Consider the following 18,959-nt stretch of genomic DNA (forward strand, 5'->3'; position numbering starts at 1 on the left):
TCTCATGATCCGTCCACACCACCGAGTCACCGGAAACAGCAAGCCGATGCGCCAGCGAATGACTCCAGCCAAACCCCAGCCCGCAATCCACTTCCACCGCACTGGTGCGGTACAACCGAGTCCACTCGAACGGCAAAATCCCGTCCAGTGCGCCATCGGTCAGTGTCAGCAGTTCCTCGCCAGTGACCATCGACACCGGGCAGCCATTGGTTGCGGTCTTATCCGAAGAAGCCGTCGCATCCCCCGCCGGATTTTTCGAACCAGCAGGCACGTCATCTACATGCTCTGTCTGCTTCAATACCGCGTTTTGCTGGGCCTTCCAGCGCATCTGCATCGTGCCTTGCTTCAGCCCGCCAACCACCCCGCGAACGGCCACCGCCTTGTAGCGATCCATGGCCTGCATAAACTTCTTCAGAGTCGCCAGAAGTCCCCTGACAAAGCTCACCGCCGCCTCGAGGATCTGCGCGCCATACTTGACCAACCGCAAGCTCAAATACGCCACGCCCGCAGCTGGCAATGCGATGGTCAACACCACGCCAATTACCAGATCAACCAGCAACGACACCACGAACCCTGCCGCCACCTCGGCCATTTCACCGGGCGGTAACGCGTCCAGCCAGATCATCGCCGTGCGCACCAACAGGAACAGCGCCGCCTCATCACTGGCCAGCAACATCGCCTGCTCCATGACCTTGGGGGCGTCGGTGGCGATTTGTGCCAACTTGTCGGCCTGATCACCCAGTTGCCCGACGAACTTCAGCGGGTCCTCAAGAATTGCCTGCACCAGCTTGATGCTGTCCCACACATCACGGATCGCCGCCCAACTGCCCGCCAATAGGCCGCTGCCAATCGCGCTGGCAGTAGATCGCTCCCAATGCGGCTTAAACCCAGCCCACTGCGACCGCTGCGAACCCTCGACCCGCAACACCCGATCCATCCCCAGCAACGACGGCATGTCCAACCCGTGGCTCACCGAATCCAGCGCACGCGAATACCAGGCGCCCATCTGCTGGCGATAAATCTCCACGCTCTGATGAAAGCCATCGAGCTCAAATTCGATAAGGCTGATGTGGGAAGCGTGGGTCATCCGTGACGGCTCGACAAAGGGCAAGGCGTCGGAGCATGCCGGAGCAAAAAGCGGCTGGATGAACGGTTGAGAAATTCAGAAAAGGCCCACTACAAAGGGGAAAAAACCGCGCAATACCAACCCCAAGAGCTACACAAAAAAGCGATAAAACTGATTGCAGCAACCACTCTCAAATAAAAATCGCTCTCATCCTTGCCCGATTCCCCGACATGGCCGTCATGGTTAATAGAACCTCCATTACGCAGGATTTCCCATGTCGCGCCTTGCTCGTCCCTTGCATCCACTGACCCTGTCAGTGGCGATGGCTTTTGCCGCCGTGCCGTTGCTGACTGCCCAAACCGTCTTCGCCGAAGAAAGCAGCAGCGCCGTGCGCGGTTTCTCGATTCCTGCCGGTGACCTGAGCCAGGCGCTCAATAGCCTGGCCGAGCAGGCGGGCCTGGTGTTGGCCTTCGATGCGAGCTTGACCCGGGGCAAACGCAGCAAGGGGTTGAGCGGGCAATACGACACCGAAGTTGCGCTGAACCAACTGCTCGCTGGCAGCGGCCTGCAGGCGATGAAACTCTCCGCCGATCGCTACCGCCTGGAAGCTATCCCGGATAACGGCGCGGCCATGGAGCTGCAGGCCACCACCATCAGCGGTGCGTACCAAGCCGAAAGCCCGACCGGTCCGGTGTCGGGTTATGTGGCCACGCGCAGTTTGTCGGGCACCAAGACGGATACCGCGTTGATCGAAACCCCGCAGTCGATCTCCATCGTCACCAAAGACCAGATGCGTGCGCAAAACGCCGAGAGCCTTAACCAGATCCTGCGCTACAGCGCCGCTGTTATCCCGGAAACCCGTGGCGCTACCGCGTCGCGTCTCGATCAGTTGACCATTCGCGGTTTCGCCCCGGCCACTTACCTCGATGGCTTGCGCATGCCTTCGAGCCGTGACGCCTTGCCGCAAAAGGACGCGTTTGACCTGGAACGCGTCGAAGTGCTGCGCGGCCCAGCGTCGGTGTTATATGGGCAGGGCACGCCGAGCGGGGTGATCAACATGGTCAGCAAGCGCCCGTTAGACGCGCCGTTTCATGAAGTGGGTGTGGAATACGGCACCTTCAACAAGAAGCGCACCACTTTTGACTTGAGCGGCCCGCTGGATGATCAGGGTGTGTATTCGTACCGCGTGGCCGGGCTTTTCGACGATGCCGATGGCCAGGTGGAACACACCGAGACGCGCCGTCAGTCATTGTCCAGCGCCTTTACCTGGCGCCCGGATGACGCCACGTCGTTGACCCTGCTCGGGCATTTCCAGAAGGACCCCAAAGGTGCGTCTTACGGCTCGGTGCCGGCCTGGGGCTCGGTGCTGCACAGCCCGATCGGGCGCAGCATCGATGTGGATCTCTACGATGGCGAAAAGAAGTTCGAGAAAAGCGACCGCGAGTATTACTCGATCGGCTGGGCGTTCGAGCATCATGTCGATGACGTGTGGACCGTGCGCCAGAATGCCCGATACCTGCGCACCGAAGGCCAATACCGCAGCCTTTACAGCAATATCCTGTTATCGGATTACCGCACCATCCAGCGTTCGACCATTGCCAGTGATGTCGATATGGATGCCTACACCCTCGACAACCAGTTGCAGGCCAAATTTGAGACGGGGCCGTTGCAGCACACCTTGTTGATGGGGCTCGATTACCAGAACACCAGCACCGATACGCTGTCCGGCTCAGGCGTTTACAAGGCCGGGCCCACACTGGATATCTTTGATCCGGTCTACGGCGCGGCGGTCCCCGTGCCGGCCTATACCACCGACGGCACCTCGCGCAGCGAACAAACCGGTGTCTACCTGCAAGAGCAGATGAAGTGGGACAAGTGGGTATTGCTGCTGGGCGGTCGTTATGACTGGGCCAGCACCGATAGCAGTACCCAGGCCCTGCGCAGCGGCGCCAAGAGTAAATCTTCGTTGGATAGCAAGGCGTTTACTGGCCGTATCGGCCTGGTCTACCTGTTCGATAATGGCCTGGCTCCGTATGCCAGCTACGCGGAGTCCTTCAACCCGCAATCGGGCACCGGGTATGGCGGTTCGGTGTTCAAGCCGACTGAAGGCAAACAGTATGAAATCGGCATCAAGTACCAGCCGCCGGGGAGCAACAGCTTTATTACGGCGGCGATCTTCGACCTGCGCCAGACCAACGTACTGACCACCGACCCGGACCCCACCCACCTGTGCGGCAGCGGGCGCTGCCAGAGCCAGGACGGCGAAGTGCAATCGCGTGGCTTTGAGCTGGAAGGCAAGGCTAGCCTCAACGATAACCTGGACATTACTGCGGCCTACGCCTATCTGGACAACCGCATCAGCCAGTCCAACAACACCGTGCGCTATTCGCCCATCGGCGATATCGGCGTAGGCCCGAACCTCGCCGCCGAAGGCACCACCACCTACGCCGTACCGCGCCACACTGCGTCGGCATGGGCCGACTACACCTTCCACGAGGGCCACCTCAAGGGCTTCGGCGCGGGTGCGGGCGCACGCTACATCGGCTCGTCCTGGGGCGATACCGCCAACACCCTGAAAGTGCCGGGCTACACCTTGTTCGATGCGGCGGTGCACTACGACATCCCAAACCTCACCAGCCTTAAGGACAACCTGCGCCTGGCGCTCAACGCAACCAACCTGGCGAATAAAGAGTACGTCGCCTCCTGCTACTCCTACTCGTGGTGCTGGTATGGCTCGCAGCGCACCGTGCAGGCGAGCGCCACTTACCAGTGGTGATGGCACGCAATAAGGCAATTTAATGGCCCCTTTCTAACAAAATCCTCGCCAGAATCGCGTTTATTTTCAGGTGGTTAGGTGGGGATGCAAATGCGCACTGTTGGAATCATGCTGATCGCCTGCTCCCTGGCCGGCGGCGCAACTGCCGTGCAGGCACGGGAGTTGCGCGAGGGTGACAAGTACATGTGCAGTTGGGGCGCAGGCACCGCCGCCAGGGCCCAGAAACTCAAGTTGTCGGGGGTGTCGCTGTACGCCGCGCGGCAGAAAATCCAAACCATCAAATTCAATAAATCCTGGATGCGCATGATGGCCATGGGCATCACTGAACAGACCTACGACAGCGGCTCACGGCTGAAACCCGAGGCGATTCGCCAGAGTTTCTATCAGGACTGTGTGCGCTACAAAGTTGCCCGCAAATAACCGCTTAGTGCGACGGCGCTGAGCTGGCATCCTCCTGGAAATACAGCACTGAACGCAGCAGGGTCGATACGCCCATGCCCTTGCGGGTAGCGTTAATCACTCGCGGGCCAAAGCTGCTTTCCAGGGCAGTGTTGAAACGCACGCTGGCCTGGACTATTTCGTCCCCGTGCTGCTCTCCTTATTCGCGAAAGCAGCATGACAAGTGCCTGCAGAGCGCTTTACAAATCCACGACATTCACTGTGTTTCTATTTGCATACAATTGCGTCCTCTATCACGGGGGCCAGTATGCAAACGCTAATCCGCACGGCGACGCAGGACGATATCGACACGCTGTTCAGCATCCGCACGTCGGTGGTGCAGAACCATTTGAGTGTCGAACAGATGGCTGGGCTGGGCATCACGCCGCAGGTGTTGGCCGAGAGCATCGAGGCAGCGCCCTGCGTGTGGGTCGCTGAAGTGGATGGCCGGGCCGTCGCCTTTGCCATGGTCGACCTGGCCGAAGGCGAGGTATTTGCGATGTTCGTACGGCCCACTCACGAAAACCTGGGCCTGGGCCGTCAGCTGATGGCGGTCGCCGAAGCCGCGCTGTTTGAACACCATGACCGGCTGTATCTGATCACCGATGGCCGCGACGAAATACGCGCCAACGGTTTTTATCAGCGGCTCGGTTGGGTCGTGGTCGGTCAGGTTGACGGCGATGATGTGCGATACGAGAAGAGCAGGACGCAGTAGTCTAATGAACGCGCCCGAGCCGTCGTCTTCTAACAGCGTGCGCTACTTCGTGCTCGGAGTGCTTTGCTCTGCCGTATTGCTGGGGATTTATTTTGTCCAGCTCAACGCCCAGGTTGACCGCGCGAGGCAAGCCGCCAACGAGCGCCTGGCACTCTGTCGGCAGGTAGAAAGTATCGCGCGTTCACTACTGCCTAATAGCCTTGATACACGCGAGACATGTGAGCCGTTGAACGAGCGCATGTCGAAAAGTGTGACGCCGCCTTAATTCAATAACCCTTTTTTAGAAGGGGGGAATTTTGGCGGTATTCGCACCAAAAAGTGGCATTCATAGAGTCCGCCACCTTAAAAAATGTGTGGTTATTGAATGACTTACAGCGCTTTTAATCCGACGAAAGGATTAAAATAATCTTGTTACAGCTTTTTACAGTCGCTACTATAGCCGGGCGTTCACCTCCCACGGTTTATGCATTTTTAAATCCCAAGTTTCCATCAGCTACTTGGGATTTTTTTTGCCTGCAAATTGACCTCAACGTCAAACTTCACCTGTGGCGAACGCTGCACGCATCCGCCCATTGCGTTTGGCTTGGTACAACAACTTATCGACCTCTTCGACAAACCCCAGCATCGGGCTATCGGGTTTTACGATGTGTGTGCCGACGCCCAGGCTCAAGGTCAACAGGTTCGATACCGCCGAAAAACCATGCTCGATCTGCCGTTGGCGAATCAGGTGCAGGCAGCGTTGCGCCACTTGCCTGGCCGACGCCGCATCGGTTTCCGGCAGCAACCACACAAATTCTTCGCCGCCGATACGCGCAATGAAATCCCGTGGCCGGTTGGCGGCCTGTGACAGGGTGTGCGCGACTTGGCGCAGGCATTCGTCGCCCTTGATATGGCCATAGTGGTCGTTGTACTGCTTGAAAAAATCGATATCCAGGATGATCAGCGACAGTGGCAACTGACTGCGCTGGGCGCTGGCCCATTTTCACGGTCGTCCGGGTGCATGCGCTCGATCCAATCGTCCACGCTGACCCAACTTTGCGGGCTCCAGCCGAGCAAGGTCTCGATCTGCGGGCCGATATAACTGAAGGTCATGCTTTGCCAATCAATGCGCCAGGGGATGGCCTTGGTCGACTCCAATAATGTCTTGTACACATCGCTGTCGGGCTGGCTGGGAGGGTCGATGCTCATAGGGGCTTTGCTCAGAATGATGGCGAAAGGCCAAGAGCCTCTTGTGATTGACGCGTGGAGTCAAGTGCCCTCCGAAACAGCAGACGAGAGGTCGCAGGCAGGGTTTTTGACGTCAGCGAATCGACATTTTCGAGCGGTTTCCGGCCGGGTCGACCTGCTGCTGACCGGCGTGTCCCCCGAGGTTTTGGACAGCATCCGTTCCATCTCAAACCTGATTGGCGAGTTGCGCACCGAGATCACGGCCGGGCGCCTTGGGTTTGCGGTGGTCGGCTAGCCGTTGACGGAGTGGGTCGGCGTATCGAGCGCGCCGTAATAGCGCCAGCAGCAATGGCGGTGCTCCGGCAGGATTACGCAGCCGCTGAGGCTGACGATCAGCAACGCGGCAACTAGCATGGAAAGTCGACGATACATGGTGTGTCCTCTGGCGGAGCGAGGCGCGGCGCAAGCCCTGCTTGAAAGTGCTCATCCCAGTGCCCGTGCGGCCTTGGAGGAGGCCGTTGGCTCGACGCCCAGCTGAACAGCTATCAACTGGCGCTTACCGACCCGGCACTGGCGAGGCAGATCCGCCAGTCTGCGTCGCGCCGCAGGTCGTTCTGGTCGCGCTACGCCAACTGGTTGTCGCCTGTGGGCCTGGTGGGCGTGAGCATTGCCGGCATTGTTACCGGGACGCTGGTAGCGTCGATGAGCGTGCCACTGCCGATGTTGTCATCCGACGTGTTGCCCTGTGTCTTCGATCAGGGCGATGCGCAAGTCATCTTTACCGCCAACGCCGAGAACACCCAGCAATGACCGCTAAATCCCTGAAACCGTGGTTGTTTGTCTCGGTATTGCTCAATGTATTTTGATCGGCGGCGTGGGCGCAGGCCTCTACCATTGGAGGGTTAACGCCAAGCCCGCTGTAGCGATGGTCAGCCAGCACGGCCTGCGCCAGGCCATGGCAGTACCGATTGCGCACGCAGCCGCAGCCGCGTTCGTCAGATCCTCTGTCGAACGGCAGAAAGAGAATGGTTTGGTGAAGCGAGGATTGGTCGCCAGCGGGCAGAGCGCTGAACTACAGGCGACGTAGGAAGGATTTAACGATGTGCCGGGTAGCGTCGGTGGTGTCGAGTTCTTCCATCGCGCCATAGGGATGCCACTGGCAATCGATTATTTCGTTGCAAGGTTTTGCATCGGCGATGTTCACAACGGACGCTTCGAAAACGTGGTGAACGGTGTCGCGGGCTTTCAGCTCTTGCAAGTAGAGCAAGCCGTCCACGTTCAACCCGGTTTCTTCTTGCAGCTCGCGTTCGGCGGCGCCGACCGGGCGCTCGTTGCGTTCTACCTTGCCGCCCGGCAAGGCCCATTTTGATCTGGCCTTACGCACGAAGAGGATATGCCCCTCGTGTTCGCAGATGACCGTTGCGCGTATTTTCATCGTTTAGCCCCGCAGCGGAATGAGTGTCATAAAATTGTAATTCAATTGTCATGCTAAGTGGTTATAGCGCTGACGTGTGGGGATGTGGATACTGCCCGATTGATCAAAACGAACGAGGAGAGCAGATGAGCACCGTACGCTGGGGCATGATCGGCTGTGGCAGTGTCACTGAATTGAAGAGTGGACCGGCTTTCTACAAAGCGCCAGGTTCTGCGCTGGTGGCCGTGATGGGGCGCCGTGAAGCTGTTGTGCGTGATTATGCGGCACGCCACGGTATCGCACGCTTCTATACCGAAGCCCAGGCACTGATCAACGACCCCGACGTTGACGCGGTATACATCGCCACGCCGCCCGACAGCCACCTTGAATACAGCCTGATGGTGGCCGCAGCCGGCAAACATTGCTGCGTCGAGAAGCCCATGTCGCTGAATGCCGAGCAGAGCGCGTTGATGCAGCGCACGTTCGAGCGTGCCGGGCTGCATCTGTTTGTTTCTTACTACCGCCGCTCGCTGCCGCGCTTCCAGCAAGTGCGTGACTGGCTGCTGGACGGGCGCATCGGTGAGCTGCGTCACCTGACCTGGACCTTGTGCAAACCTGCGGGAGTCGACGACGCCAGCGCCGCTAACTGGCGTACCGACCCGACGATTGCCGGTGGCGGCTATTTCGCCGACTTGGCCAGCCATGGCTTCGACCTGTTCCAGTACCTGGCCGGGGACATCATCGAAGTCTCGGGCTTCACCGCGCGCCAGGCCGGGCGCTATGCGGCCGAGGATGCAGTGACGGCGTGCTGGACCTTCAGCTCCGGCGCGTTGGGCATGGGCTGCTGGAACTTCGTCGCGGACCGCCGTGAAGATGTGGTCGAGATGATCGGCAGTCGTGGGCGCATCCGGTTCTCGGTGTTCGAGGACCAGCCCCTGCACCTTGAGGGCGAGACCCATGAGGTGCTGGAAGTACCCTGCCACGCGCATATCCAGTGGCATCACGTATTGGCCATGAATGCGCATATCCGTGGCGAAGCCGAGCATCCGTCATTGGCCATCGAAGCGTTGAAGACCGATCGGATCCTGGACAAGGTGCTACAACGTAACCCCCATCATCCTGGGTAGTCGCGATAGGGTTTTGTTTTTCCAAGGAACAGACCAATGAAATACTGGATGATGGTGTGGCTGGTACTCGCCACAAGTGCAGTGGCGGCCCCGCGTAGTCAAGGCACGCCGGGAGAGTTTGATTTCTATGTGCTGTCGTTGTCATGGTCGCCAACCTTCTGCCTCACGCACCCGGACAATGAACAGTGTTCGGGCAAGGGCTACGGCTTTGTGCTGCATGGCTTATGGCCGCAGTACGCACGGGGTGGGTGGCCGGCTTCGTGCTCAGCGCGATCGCAGTTGAGTCGCGAAGAAATCGAAAAAGGTGCTGCATTGTTCCCGACCCGTTCACTGCTTCGGCACGAATGGGCCAAGCATGGCACCTGCAGCGGGCTGGAGCCGCTGGCGTATCTGGAAAAAACCGACGAGGCGCTGGGTGTGGTGACCATTGCGCAGCAACTGCAGCCGTTCAATACGCCGCCATCGTTACAAGCCCGTGAGATCGAGGCGTTGTTTCGTGAGAGCAACCCGCGCATGGGCAGCCATGGGCTGGCGGTGATCTGCAAAGGTAACGTGTTATCGGAAGTGCGCGTGTGCCTGACCAAGGACCTGGCCTTCGCCGGCTGCCCGCGCAGCGTCAAAACCCAGTGCCGCGACGGCGATATCCGCATTCCCGCCCAGCGCTAGGGCATCATCGCGACGCGATAGCGCTCGTCAAAATCCTCGGCCAACTGCGCCAGACTTCCGTGCCCGGTGTGTTTGCTGGTGGTGATGTCTCCCTTGCCGCCGGTTCCGTCGCGCTGGCCGTGGCCGAGGGCGTGTGTGCCGGCGTGGGCGTGCACTTCTCGTTGATCGACGGTTGAGGCGCCCAGACGGCACTGGCTTGATGGCGAAAGTAAGGAACCGGACATCCTGCGTCGCTTGGAACAACTCAGCCCACGACTTTTCGCAAGAACCCCTTGTCGCAACAGTGGTGGGTGGTACGCGACGAGCCAGGCTCCAGGGTGTCACTGTGCTTCGCGCCCCATGCCGATTGCGCGCTGCCCCTGGACCCCAGCCTTGGTTCGACGCCTACTACCGCGCCGGGCACGTGAAAGCCCGGGATCGGGAGTTGTTTGTCAAATAAGCCTGCGGGGGCATTTTCTTCAATACCGCCGCCGTTTTGCCCTTTACCGTGAAGCCATCTGCACCCATCACCCTAAAAGGGAACCCCCATGAGCTTGATCATTTCCATGGCTGCCTTCGCCCTGGCGACCTCCATCACACCGGGGCCGGTGAATGTCGTCGCGCTCAGTACAGGCGCGCGCTTCGGTTTTGCCGCCAGCCAGAAACACGTGCTCGGCGCCGCCGTGGGCTTTACGTTGCTGTTGGTGTTGATTGGCCTCGGCTTGCATCAAGTGCTGCTGCGCTGGCCGATCCTGACCCAGTTGATCCAGTGGGGTGGGGTGGCGTTTTTGCTGTACATGGCCTGGAAACTGGCGGTGGACAACGGCCGGCTGGACGCCGACGGCACGGCCACTGCGCCGTCGATGCTCTATGGCGCAATCATGCAGTGGCTCAATCCCAAGGCCTGGCTGGCCTGCGTGGCGGGGATGGGGTTGTTTGTGGCGGATGGCGATACCGCACAGGTCTGGCTGTTTGCGGCGATTTATCTGGTGATCTGTTACCTGTCGGTCGCTTGCTGGGCCTACGCCGGCACGTTCCTGCGCCGCTACCTCAGCAACCCCCAGGGCGTGCGGCTGTTCAACCGCTCAATGGCCGCGTTGCTGGTGGCCAGTGTGGGTTATTTGCTGATGGCGTGAGCCGGTCGCGGTATTGCCCCGGCGTGGCGGCGAAATGCTGTTTGAACGTGCGCTGGAAATGCGCCTGGTCGGCAAAACCTGCGGCCAGGGCCACATCGGCGATCAGCTCGCCCTGACGCAATTGCGTACGGGCAAACTGGATGCGCTGGTTGACCAGGAATGCATGGGGCGTCAGCCCGTAATACTGCTTGAAGGCGCGGATCAGGTAGGACGGCGACAACTCGGCCGCCGCGCAGATATCTTCCAGTTTCAACGCCTGGGTGCAGTGGGCGCGGATGTATTCGGCAGCGCGCTCCAGCTTGTGGTTGACCTCGCGTACCGGGGTGTCGGAGGGGTTGAGGCGTTGTTGCACCTCAGTGAAGTAACTCACCAGCGCACTCTGTTTTTGCAGGTGTTCAGCCTGTTCGTCCACCAGTATTCGATACAACGCCAGCAGGCCGTTGTACAGCAGCGTGTCCCGAGTGTAAGGCGTGTCGAAGGGCCGGTAACCCTGGTCCGTGCTGAAACCCAACTGGTGCTGCAAGTCGGTCAGCCACGACGTGTCGAGGTACACCATCTGGTAGGACCACGGCTCGTTTTCGAAGGGGTTGCAGGCGTGGACATCACCTGGGTTCATCAACACCACGGTGCCGGTGTTGACCTGGAAGGTGTCCGCGCCGTAGTGGTAATAGCTCCTTCCGGTCGTGATCGCACCGATGGAAAAGTGCTCATGAGCATGACGGGTGTACGTGACCTTGCGCCCATCATCGATGGTACGTGCTTCAATGAACGGCAAGCGCTCATCACGCCAAAAGCGTGGTGCGTGTGCGGGTTGCGCGGTGTTGTTCAACGACATGGCGGTGGTTCCATCCCTTTAGAGACCGGGGGACGATCATTGCACAGACCGCCAGGGTCGTCAGCCTGTGTACGTCAGGCGGGTACGAGGAAGGCTGCCTCCAGCAGTTGCCGCGTGTAAGCATGCTGCGGATCAGCAAAAATCGCCCGTGCATCGCCTTGCTCTACCACCTGCCCGTGCTTAACCACCATCAGTTGGTGACTCAACGCCTTCACCACCGCCAAATCATGGCTGATAAACAAGTAAGTCAGGTTGTACTTGGCCTGCAAACTGCGCAGCAGTTCCACTACTTGGCGTTGCACCGTGCGGTCCAGCGCGGAGGTGGGCTCGTCAAGCAGGATCAGGCGAGGCTTGAGCACCAGCGCGCGGGCGATGGCGATGCGCTGGCGCTGGCCGCCGGAGAACTCGTGGGGGTAGCGGTGCCGGGAATCCGGGTCGAGGCCCACTTCCTTGAGCGCAGCGATGATTGCCGCTTCCTGCTCGGCGGCTGTGCCCATCTTGTGGATGCGCAGGCCTTCGCCGACGATCTCGCTGACGCACATGCGCGGGCTCAGGCTGCCGAACGGGTCCTGGAACACCACCTGCATTTCCCGGCGCAACGGGCGCACCTGTTGCTGGGTCAGCGTGTCCAGTTGCTGGCCTTCGAAGCGAATCCCGCCCTTGCTGGCGATCAACCGCAGAATCGCCAGGCCCAAGGTGGATTTGCCCGAGCCGCTTTCGCCGACGATGCCCAGGGTTTGCCCCTGAGGCAGGCTGAAGTTAATGCCGTCCACCGCCTTGACGTAGTCGACGGTGTTGCGCAAAAAGCCCTTCTTGATCGGGAACCACACTTTCAGGTCATCCACCTCCAGCAACGGGGGGCCGACTTCATTGGTCGCCGGCCCGCCGCTGGGTTCAGCCGCGAGCAGTTCCTGGGTGTACGGATGCTGAGGTGATTGGAACAGTGTCTCGCAATCGGCCTGCTCAACGATGCAGCCCTTTTGCATCACGCACACGCGATGGGCGATACGCCGCACCAGGTTCAAGTCATGGCTGATCAGCAACAGCGCCATGCCCAGGCGTGCCTGCAAGGCTTCGAGCAATTCGAGGATCTTCAACTGCACCGTGACGTCGAGGGCGGTGGTCGGTTCGTCCGCGATCAGCAACTCCGGCTCATTGGCCAGCGCCATGGCAATCATCACCCGCTGGCGCTGGCCGCCAGACAGTTCGTGGGGCAGGGCCTTGAGGCGCTTGTGCGGTTCGGGAATGCCCACCAGCTCCAGCAGTTCCAGGGTGCGCAGGGTGGCGGCTTTGCCGGTGAGTCCCTTGTGCAGGCCGAGCACTTCGTTGATCTGCTTTTCGATGTTGTGCAGGGGGTTCAACGAGGTCATTGGCTCCTGGAAGATCATCGCAATGCGGTTGCCGCGAATGTGCCGCAGGCTTTTTTCCTGGAGCGTCAGCAGGTCTTGCCCGGCGTAGTTGACGGTGCCGGATGGGTGCCGCGCCAGCGGGTAGGGCAGCAGGCGCAGGATCGAGTGGGCGGTCACCGATTTGCCCGAGCCGCTTTCGCCGACCAAGGCCAGGGTTTCGCCGCGCTTGATATCAAAGCTGACGTTGTTCACCACGCGGTGGTGATGTTCGCCCGTGACGAACTCGACAGAGAGGTCGCGGATTTCGATCAGATTGTCCTGATTCATCTCATTTCCTCGGGTCGAAGGCATCGCGAGCGGACTCGCCGATAAACACCAGCAAACTCAACATGATCGCCAGCACGGCAAAGGCACTCATGCCCAGCCACGGCGCTTGCAGGTTGGATTTGCCCTGAGCCACCAGTTCACCCAACGACGGCGAACCGGCGGGCAAGCCAAAGCCAAGGAAGTCCAGCGCGGTGAGGGTGCCGATGGCGCCGGTAAGAATGAACGGCATGAAGGTCATGGTCGACACCATGGCGTTGGGCAGGATATGCCGGAACATGATCGCGCCGTTCTGCATGCCCAAGGCCCTGGCCGCGCGCACGTATTCCAGGTTGCGTCCGCGCAGGAACTCCGCGCGCACCACGTCCACCAGGCTCATCCAGGAAAACAGCAGCATGATCCCCAGCAACCACCAGAAGTTGGGCTGCACGAAACTGGCGAGGATGATCAACAGGTACAGCACCGGCAACCCGGACCAGATCTCCAGGAAACGTTGCCCGGCCAGGTCGACCCAGCCGCCGTAGAAGCCCTGCAACGCGCCGGCGATCACGCCGATGATTGAGCTGAGCACGGTGAGTGTCAGGGCAAACAGCACCGACACACGAAAGCCGTAGATCACTCGCGCCAACACATCGCGGCCCTGGTCGTCGGTGCCGAGCAGGTTGACGCTAGAGGGGGGCGCCGGAGCTGGCACTTTTAGGTCGTAGTTGATGCTCTGGTAGCTGAATGGGATCGGTGCCCACAAGGTCCAGGCATCCTTGGCGTTGAGCAGTTCCTGGATGTACGGGCTCTTATAGTTGGCCTCTAGCGGGAATTCACCGCCGAACGTCGTTTCCGGGTAACGCTTGAGCGCCGGGAAGTACCAGCCGCCGTCATAGTGCACGGCCAGCGGCTTGTCGTTGGCAATCAGCTCCGCGCCCAGGCTCAGCACGAACAGCACCAGGAACAGCCACAGCGACCACCAGCCACGCTTGTTGGCCTTGAACCGCTCATACCGGCGGCGATTGAGGGGGGACAGGTTCATCTCAATGCTCCCGGCTGGCAAAGTCGATACGCGGATCGACCAAGGTGTAGGTGAGGTCGCCGATCAGTTTTACGACCAGACCCAGCAAGGTGAAGATAAACAGCGTGCCGAACACCACCGGGTAGTCGCGGTTGATCGCGGCTTCAAAGCTCATCAGACCCAGGCCGTCGAGGGAGAAGATCACCTCCACCAACAGCGAACCGGTAAAGAAAATACCGATAAACGCCGATGGGAAACCGGCGATCACCAGCAACATTGCGTTGCGGAATACATGGCCGTAGAGCACGCGGTGGTTGGTCAGGCCCTTGGCTTTGGCGGTGACCACGTACTGCTTGTTGATCTCGTCGAGGAAGCTGTTCTTGGTCAACAGGGTCATGGTGGCGAAGTTGCCGATCACCAACGCTGTGATCGGCAACGCCAGGTGCCAGAAGTAATCGAGGATCTTGCCGCCCCAGCTCAGTTCGTCAAAGTCGTTCGACGTAAGCCCGCGCAAGGGGAACCAGTTGAAATAACTGCCCCCGGCAAACACCACGATCAACAGGATCGCAAACAGGAACGCCGGGATTGCGTAGCCAACGATGATTGCCGAACTGGTCCACACGTCGAAATGGCTGCCATGCCGCGTGGCCTTGGCGATCCCCAGGGGGATCGACACCAGGTACATGATCAGCGTGCTCCACAACCCAAGGGAAATCGACACTGGCATCTTTTCCTTGATCAGGTCGATGACCTTGGCGTCACGGAAGAAGCTATCGCCAAAATCCAGCGTGGCGTAGTTCTTGACCATGATCCACAAGCGTTCCGGCGCCGATTTGTCGAAGCCGTACATCGTTTCGATTTCCTTGATCAGCGCCGGGTCCAGGCCCTGCGCGCCGCGGTAGCTGTTGGAGCCGGCCACCGAGACCTCGGCGCCGCCACCGGCAATGCGGCTGGTGGCGCCTTCAAAGCCTTCAAGCTTGGCGATCATCTGTTCCACCGGCCCACCGGGAGCGGCCTGGATGATGACGAAGTTGATCAGCAGAATTCCGAACAGCGTGGGGATGATCAGCAACAGGCGACGAAGAATATAGGCCAGCATTTAATCGCCTCCGCTCGCCGAATCGGCGCTCGTGTTTGTGCTTGTGTCTAGGGTGACAGCCGGTTTGACATCGGGTTTTTCCCACCAGGTGGCGGTGCCGACGTCGTAGCGCGGCGCGACTTTGGGGTGACCCAGATGGTCCCAGTACGCCACGCGGAAGGTCTTGATGTGCCAGTTGGGAATCACGTAGTAGCCGAACTGCAGTACGCGGTCCAGGGCCTTGGCATGGGCCACCAGGCTTTTGCGCGAATCGGCGTCGATCAGCTCTTCCACCAATTGGTCGACAGCCGGGTCCTTGAGGCCCATGTAGTTACGGCTGCCGGGTTTGTCGGCGCTTGAAGACTTCCAGAATTCCCGTTGTTCGTTACCCGGCGAGGTGGATTGCGGAAAGCTGCCCACCAGCATGTCGAAGTCCCGCGAGCGAATGCGGTTGACGAATTGCGAGACGTCAACCCGGCGGATCACCAGTTCAATGCCCAGGTCGGCCAGGTTGCGCTTGAACGGCAGCAGGATACGTTCGAACTCGGTCTGCGCGAGCAGGAACTCGATGGTCACCGGTTTGCCGGTGGTGTCGACCATCTTGTCATCGACAATGCGCCAGCCGGCCTCCTGCAACAGTTGATAGGCTTCGCGCTGCTGTTTACGGATCATCCCGCTGCCATCGGTTTTGGCCGGCTCAAACGCCTGGGTGAAAACTTCGGGCGGGATTTTATCGCGCAGGGGCTCGAGGATTTTCAGCTCACCCGGGCCGGGCAGGCCGGTGGCCGCCATCTCCGAGTTTTCAAAGTAGCTGCGGGTGCGCGTGTAGGCGCCGTTGAACAGCTGCTTGTTGCTCCACTCGAAATCCAGCAGCAGGCTGATGGCCTTGCGCACGCGCACGTCCTGGAACATCGGCTTGCGCATGTTGAACACAAACCCTTGCATGCCGGTAGGGTTGCCGTTGGGGATCTCTTCCTTGATCAAACGGCCTTCTTTGACTGCCGGTGTGTTGTAGGCGTTGGCCCAGTTCTTCGCGCTGAATTCCAGCCAGTAGTCGAACTGCCCGGCCTTCAAGGCCTCCAGGGACACGGTGCTGTCGCGGTAGTAGTCGGTGATGCGGTTATCGAAGTTGTAGAAACCTTTGGCGACCGGCAGGTCCTTGGCCCAGTAGTCCTTGACCCGCTCGTAGCGGATCATACGCCCGGCCTTGACCTCGGCCACTTTGTACGGCCCACTGCCCAGTGGTATCTCGAGGTTGCCCTTGGCAAAGTCGCGGGTCGCCCACCAATGCTTGGGCAATACCGGCAATTGCCCGAGGATCAGCGGCAGTTCGCGGTTGTTGGTGCGCTTGAACTTGAACAACACCTTCAGTGGGGCTTCGGCGATCACTTCGTCGACGTCGGCGTAATAGGTGCGGTAGATCGGCGAGCCGTCCTTGATCAACTCCTGAAAGGTAAACACCACGTCTTCGGCGCGGATCGGGTGGCCGTCGTGGAAGCGCGCCTCGGGACGCAGGTAGAAGCGCACCCAGCTGTTGTCCGGGGCTTTTTCGATCTTGCCGGCGACCAGTCCGTATTCGGTGATTGGCTCATCCAGGCTTTGCATGGCCAGGGTGTCGTAGATCAGGCCCAGGTTGTCGGCCGGCACGCCCTTGCTGATGTAGGGGTTGAGGCTGTCGAAACCGCCCATGGCCGACTCGCGGAACGTGCCGCCCTTGGGCGCTTGCGGGTTGACGTAGTCGAAGTGCTTGAAGTCGGCGGGGTACTTCGGCGGTTCGTTGTAAAGCGTCAGTGCGTGTTGCGGCGCGGCATGGGCTGCGGTGCACAGCAGCAGGCTGCCGAGCAGTGCGTTGCGCAAATACATCATTGGGCTTTCTCCGAAGCTTTCAGCCACCATGCGCTCAGGCCCAGGCTGTAGGGCGGCGTGGTGACAAAGGCGAACCGGTTGCGGTAGGCCAGGCGATGATAGTTGAGGTACCAATTGGGAATGCTGTAGTGCTGCCACAGCAACACACGGTCCAGGGCACGGCCGGCGGCCAGTTGCTCTTCGCGGGTCTGCGCCGCCAGCAGTTGTTCCAGCAGGTGATCGACAATCGGGTTATTGATGCCGGCGTAATTCTTGCTGCCCTTGATCGCGGCCTGGCTGGAGTGGAAGTACTGCCACTGCTCAAGGCCCGGGCTCAGGGTCTGGTTGAGGGTGATCAGGATCATGTCGAAGTCGAATTGATCCAGGCGCTGCTTGTACTGTGCGCGGTCGACGGTGCGCAGGCGCGCGTCGATACCGATGCTGATCAGGTTCTCGACATAGGGCTGCAGGATGCGCTCAAGGTTCGGGTTGACCAACAGGATTTCGAAGCGCAGCGGTTGCCCATCCTTGTTCAGCAGGCGTTGACCCGATAGCTTCCAGCCGGCTTTACCGAGCAGGGTGAGCGCATGGCGCATCGTCTCGCGGGGGATGCCGCGACCATCGGTCTGCGGCAGGCTGAAAGGCTGGGTAAGCAGGCTGGCCGGCAACTGCTCGCGGTACGGTGAGAGCATCAGCCACTCACGGCCGGTTGGAACACCGGTAGCGGCGAATTCGCTGTTGGGGTAGTAGCTCAATGTGCGCTTGTAGGCGTTGCTGAACAGGGTGCGGTTGGTCCATTCAAAGTCGAACATCAGCCCCAGTGCTTCGCGCACCTTGGTCTGGCTGAAGGTTGGCCGACGGGTGTTCATGAACAGGCCCTGGCTTTGCGTCGGGATCTGGTGGGCTATCTGCGCTTTGATCACATCGCCACGGTTCACCGCCGGGAAGTTGTAGCCATTGGCCCAGTTCTTGGCCTGGTGTTCGATATAGATATCAAACTCCCCGGCCTTGAAGGCTTCGAACGCCACATCGCTGTCGCGATAGAACTCCACTTCGACCTTGTCGTAGTTATAGAAGCCCTGGTTGACCGGCAGGTCCTTGCCCCAGTAATCCTTGACCCGTTCGAACATCAGTTGCCGGCCTGGCGTGACTTTGCTGATGCGGTACGGCCCGCTGCCCAGCGGTGGTTCGAAGGTGGTGGCCTTGAAGTCGCGATTTTTCCAGTAGTGCTGGGGCAATATTGGCAACTCGCCCAGGCGCAGGATCAGCAGCGGGTTGCCGGCGCGCTTGAACACAAAGCGGATGCGGTGACGATTGAGGATGTCCACCCGCGCCACTTCCTGCAGGTTGGTGCGGTATTGCGGGTGGCCTTCGGTGAGCAGGGTGCGATAGGAAAACGCCACATCATAGGCGGTGATCGGCTTGCCATCGTGGAAGCGTGCTTCCGGGCGCAGGTTGAACACCACCCAACTGCGGTCCTCGCTGTACTCCACCGATTGGGCGATCAGCCCGTAGCTGGAGGTGGGTTCGTCGCCGGAGGGCGCGTACTGGCCGGTACCGACCATCAATGGCTCGTTCAGCTCATTGACGCCGTATTGCAGGAAATTGGGGGTGGAAACCGGGCTGGAGCCCTTGAAGGTATAGGGGTTGAGCGTATCGAAGGTGCCAAAGGCCATCACCCGCAATGTGCCGCCTTTCGGCGCTGCAGGGTTTACCCAGTCGAAGTGGGTGAATTTGGCCGGGTACTTGAGCCTGCCGAACTGCGTATACCCGTGGCTCTCGGTAATTGTCGCGTTCGCACCAAAGCTCAAGGCCAGACTTATTAGTAGAAGGAGGGGACGCTTCAAGTCAGAGATCCGATCCAGGCGGCTTGGGCTTTATGATCGGTACAGTAACAGCTTGTTCCGGTTGGAAAAAGGCCGTTGGGAAGGCCCTTTGAGGGCTGGCGCGGTATTGAACGGTGTGAAGATCAAATGTGGGAGCTGGCTTGCCTGCGATAGCATCACCTGGGTGTCATTGATACACCGCGGTGTCTGCATCG

At 59.9% G+C, this 18,959-nt stretch carries 16 protein-coding genes and 5 pseudogenes; 10 read left to right on the forward strand and 11 right to left on the reverse strand.

Translation table 11 applies throughout. The features are described 5' to 3' along the window. Positions 1–1,087, reverse strand: a 1,087-nt coding sequence (locus tag AACY36_RS21675) for a DUF6531 domain-containing protein (RefSeq protein ID WP_339497556.1), incomplete at its 3' end; no start/stop codon positions are given. A 253-nt stretch (positions 1,088–1,340) separates the two neighbouring features. Between AACY36_RS21675 and AACY36_RS21680 the strand changes: the two genes are divergently transcribed. Together AACY36_RS21680 and AACY36_RS21685 are read left to right on the forward strand one after the other, a co-directional pair. Then, positions 1,341–3,842 carry a TonB-dependent siderophore receptor gene (locus AACY36_RS21680; protein ID WP_339497557.1) on the forward strand — a complete coding sequence of 834 codons (2,502 nt, stop codon included), beginning with the start codon at positions 1,341–1,343 and terminating at the stop codon, positions 3,840–3,842. Positions 3,843–3,932: 90 nt separating this feature from the next. After that, the gene (locus AACY36_RS21685) at positions 3,933–4,262 is read left to right on the forward strand and encodes a hypothetical protein (RefSeq protein WP_339418312.1); all 330 of its coding nucleotides are present in this window, start codon (positions 3,933–3,935) and stop codon (positions 4,260–4,262) included. Positions 4,263–4,266: 4 nt separating this feature from the next. Here AACY36_RS21685 and AACY36_RS21690 read toward each other — a convergent pair whose 3' ends face one another. Continuing rightward, on the reverse strand, positions 4,267–4,404 hold the full coding sequence (locus AACY36_RS21690) for a hypothetical protein (protein WP_370467892.1): 138 nt from the start codon (positions 4,402–4,404) through the stop codon (positions 4,267–4,269). 144 nt (positions 4,405–4,548) lie between these two features. Here AACY36_RS21690 and AACY36_RS21695 point away from each other — a divergent pair, with 144 nt between their 5' ends. After that, entirely contained in the window at positions 4,549–4,995 is a 447-nt protein-coding gene (locus AACY36_RS21695; RefSeq protein WP_339418314.1) for a GNAT family N-acetyltransferase, read from the forward strand. A 532-nt stretch (positions 4,996–5,527) separates the two neighbouring features. On the opposite strand, the pseudogene AACY36_RS21700 reads toward AACY36_RS21695, so the two are convergent. Next, positions 5,528–6,183 (reverse strand): annotated as a pseudogene (locus AACY36_RS21700) (sensor domain-containing diguanylate cyclase). A gap of 127 nt (positions 6,184–6,310) precedes the next feature. Here AACY36_RS21700 and AACY36_RS21705 point away from each other — a divergent pair. Then, positions 6,311–6,457: pseudogene (locus AACY36_RS21705) on the forward strand (DUF1652 domain-containing protein); the annotation flags it as partial. Here the strand turns inward: AACY36_RS21705 and AACY36_RS21710 are convergent. After that, positions 6,454–6,594, reverse strand: a complete 141-nt coding sequence (locus AACY36_RS21710; protein ID WP_339418315.1) for a hypothetical protein — start codon at positions 6,592–6,594, stop codon at positions 6,454–6,456. The pseudogene AACY36_RS21705 and the gene AACY36_RS21710 overlap by 4 nt on opposite strands. On the opposite strand from AACY36_RS21710, the pseudogene AACY36_RS21715 reads away from it, so the two are divergent. Then, positions 6,575–6,972 (forward strand): annotated as a pseudogene (locus AACY36_RS21715) (hypothetical protein). The gene AACY36_RS21710 and the pseudogene AACY36_RS21715 overlap by 20 nt on opposite strands. Beyond that, positions 6,969–7,120, forward strand: a pseudogene (locus tag AACY36_RS28385) (periplasmic heavy metal sensor); the annotation flags it as partial. The pseudogenes AACY36_RS21715 and AACY36_RS28385, both read left to right, overlap by 4 nt. Positions 7,121–7,234: 114 nt before the next feature. Here the strand turns inward: AACY36_RS28385 and AACY36_RS21720 are convergent. Continuing rightward, entirely contained in the window at positions 7,235–7,597 is a 363-nt protein-coding gene (locus AACY36_RS21720; RefSeq protein WP_065876121.1) for an NUDIX hydrolase, read from the reverse strand. Between the two features lie 125 nt (positions 7,598–7,722). Between AACY36_RS21720 and AACY36_RS21725 the strand changes: the two genes are divergently transcribed. From AACY36_RS21725 to AACY36_RS21740, 4 genes and pseudogenes are all read left to right on the forward strand, one after another. After that, complete coding sequence (locus AACY36_RS21725; RefSeq protein WP_339418316.1) at positions 7,723–8,703, forward strand: Gfo/Idh/MocA family protein; 981 nt, start codon at positions 7,723–7,725, stop codon at positions 8,701–8,703. A gap of 36 nt (positions 8,704–8,739) precedes the next feature. Continuing rightward, the gene (locus tag AACY36_RS21730; RefSeq protein WP_339418317.1) at positions 8,740–9,369 is read left to right on the forward strand and encodes a ribonuclease T2; all 630 of its coding nucleotides are present in this window, start codon (positions 8,740–8,742) and stop codon (positions 9,367–9,369) included. A 44-nt stretch (positions 9,370–9,413) separates the two neighbouring features. Beyond that, positions 9,414–9,545, forward strand: a pseudogene (locus AACY36_RS21735) (thioredoxin reductase); the annotation flags it as partial. A 351-nt stretch (positions 9,546–9,896) separates the two neighbouring features. Continuing rightward, positions 9,897–10,484 (forward strand): LysE family translocator, encoded by a 588-nt coding sequence (locus AACY36_RS21740; protein ID WP_339418319.1) that lies wholly within the window; start codon positions 9,897–9,899, stop codon positions 10,482–10,484. On the opposite strand, the gene AACY36_RS21745 is transcribed toward AACY36_RS21740, so the two are convergent. The 6 genes from AACY36_RS21745 to AACY36_RS21770 all read right to left on the reverse strand — a co-directional run bounded on the left by AACY36_RS21745 (position 10,426) and on the right by AACY36_RS21770 (position 18,765). Then, entirely contained in the window at positions 10,426–11,319 is an 894-nt protein-coding gene (locus AACY36_RS21745; protein WP_339428045.1) for an AraC family transcriptional regulator, read from the reverse strand. The two genes, AACY36_RS21740 and AACY36_RS21745, sit on opposite strands and share 59 nt — an antisense overlap. A gap of 74 nt (positions 11,320–11,393) precedes the next feature. After that, complete coding sequence (locus AACY36_RS21750; RefSeq protein ID WP_339428044.1) at positions 11,394–12,995, reverse strand: ABC transporter ATP-binding protein; 1,602 nt, start codon at positions 12,993–12,995, stop codon at positions 11,394–11,396. A gap of 1 nt (position 12,996) precedes the next feature. Beyond that, positions 12,997–14,016 (reverse strand): ABC transporter permease, encoded by a 1,020-nt coding sequence (locus tag AACY36_RS21755; RefSeq protein ID WP_339418322.1) that lies wholly within the window; start codon positions 14,014–14,016, stop codon positions 12,997–12,999. Between the two features lies 1 nt (position 14,017). Further along, positions 14,018–15,094 carry a microcin C ABC transporter permease YejB gene (locus AACY36_RS21760; protein WP_339418323.1) on the reverse strand — a complete coding sequence of 359 codons (1,077 nt, stop codon included), beginning with the start codon at positions 15,092–15,094 and terminating at the stop codon, positions 14,018–14,020. Further along, positions 15,095–16,939, reverse strand: coding sequence for an extracellular solute-binding protein (locus AACY36_RS21765; RefSeq protein WP_339418324.1), 1,845 nt, complete (start codon positions 16,937–16,939; stop codon positions 15,095–15,097). It lies immediately after the preceding gene. Continuing rightward, positions 16,936–18,765 (reverse strand): extracellular solute-binding protein, encoded by a 1,830-nt coding sequence (locus AACY36_RS21770; RefSeq protein ID WP_339418325.1) that lies wholly within the window; start codon positions 18,763–18,765, stop codon positions 16,936–16,938. The genes AACY36_RS21765 and AACY36_RS21770 overlap by 4 nt, the downstream gene beginning before the upstream one ends. Positions 18,766–18,959 lie beyond the last annotated feature (194 nt).

The organism is Pseudomonas sp. EA_15y_Pfl1_P101, assembly GCF_963970835.1.
GTDB classification, from domain to species: Bacteria; Pseudomonadota; Gammaproteobacteria; order Pseudomonadales; family Pseudomonadaceae; genus Aquipseudomonas; species Aquipseudomonas tritici.

Excerpts from the sequence above, each read along its gene's own strand:
- AACY36_RS21680 (WP_339497557.1), top strand. The coding sequence starts at position 1,341 with ATGTCGCGCCTTGCTCGTCCCTTGCATCCACTGACCCTGTCAGTGGCG.
- AACY36_RS21685 (WP_339418312.1), top strand. The coding sequence starts at position 3,933 with ATGCGCACTGTTGGAATCATGCTGATCGCCTGCTCCCTGGCCGGCGGC.
- AACY36_RS21695 (WP_339418314.1), top strand. The coding sequence starts at position 4,549 with ATGCAAACGCTAATCCGCACGGCGACGCAGGACGATATCGACACGCTG.
- AACY36_RS21710 (WP_339418315.1), bottom strand. The coding sequence starts at position 6,594 with ATGTATCGTCGACTTTCCATGCTAGTTGCCGCGTTGCTGATCGTCAGC.
- AACY36_RS21720 (WP_065876121.1), bottom strand. The coding sequence starts at position 7,597 with ATGAAAATACGCGCAACGGTCATCTGCGAACACGAGGGGCATATCCTC.
- AACY36_RS21725 (WP_339418316.1), top strand. The coding sequence starts at position 7,723 with ATGAGCACCGTACGCTGGGGCATGATCGGCTGTGGCAGTGTCACTGAA.
- AACY36_RS21730 (WP_339418317.1), top strand. The coding sequence starts at position 8,740 with ATGAAATACTGGATGATGGTGTGGCTGGTACTCGCCACAAGTGCAGTG.
- AACY36_RS21740 (WP_339418319.1), top strand. The coding sequence starts at position 9,897 with ATGAGCTTGATCATTTCCATGGCTGCCTTCGCCCTGGCGACCTCCATC.
- AACY36_RS21745 (WP_339428045.1), bottom strand. The coding sequence starts at position 11,319 with ATGTCGTTGAACAACACCGCGCAACCCGCACACGCACCACGCTTTTGG.
- AACY36_RS21750 (WP_339428044.1), bottom strand. The coding sequence starts at position 12,995 with ATGAATCAGGACAATCTGATCGAAATCCGCGACCTCTCTGTCGAGTTC.
- AACY36_RS21755 (WP_339418322.1), bottom strand. The coding sequence starts at position 14,016 with ATGAACCTGTCCCCCCTCAATCGCCGCCGGTATGAGCGGTTCAAGGCC.
- AACY36_RS21760 (WP_339418323.1), bottom strand. The coding sequence starts at position 15,094 with ATGCTGGCCTATATTCTTCGTCGCCTGTTGCTGATCATCCCCACGCTG.
- AACY36_RS21765 (WP_339418324.1), bottom strand. The coding sequence starts at position 16,939 with ATGATGTATTTGCGCAACGCACTGCTCGGCAGCCTGCTGCTGTGCACC.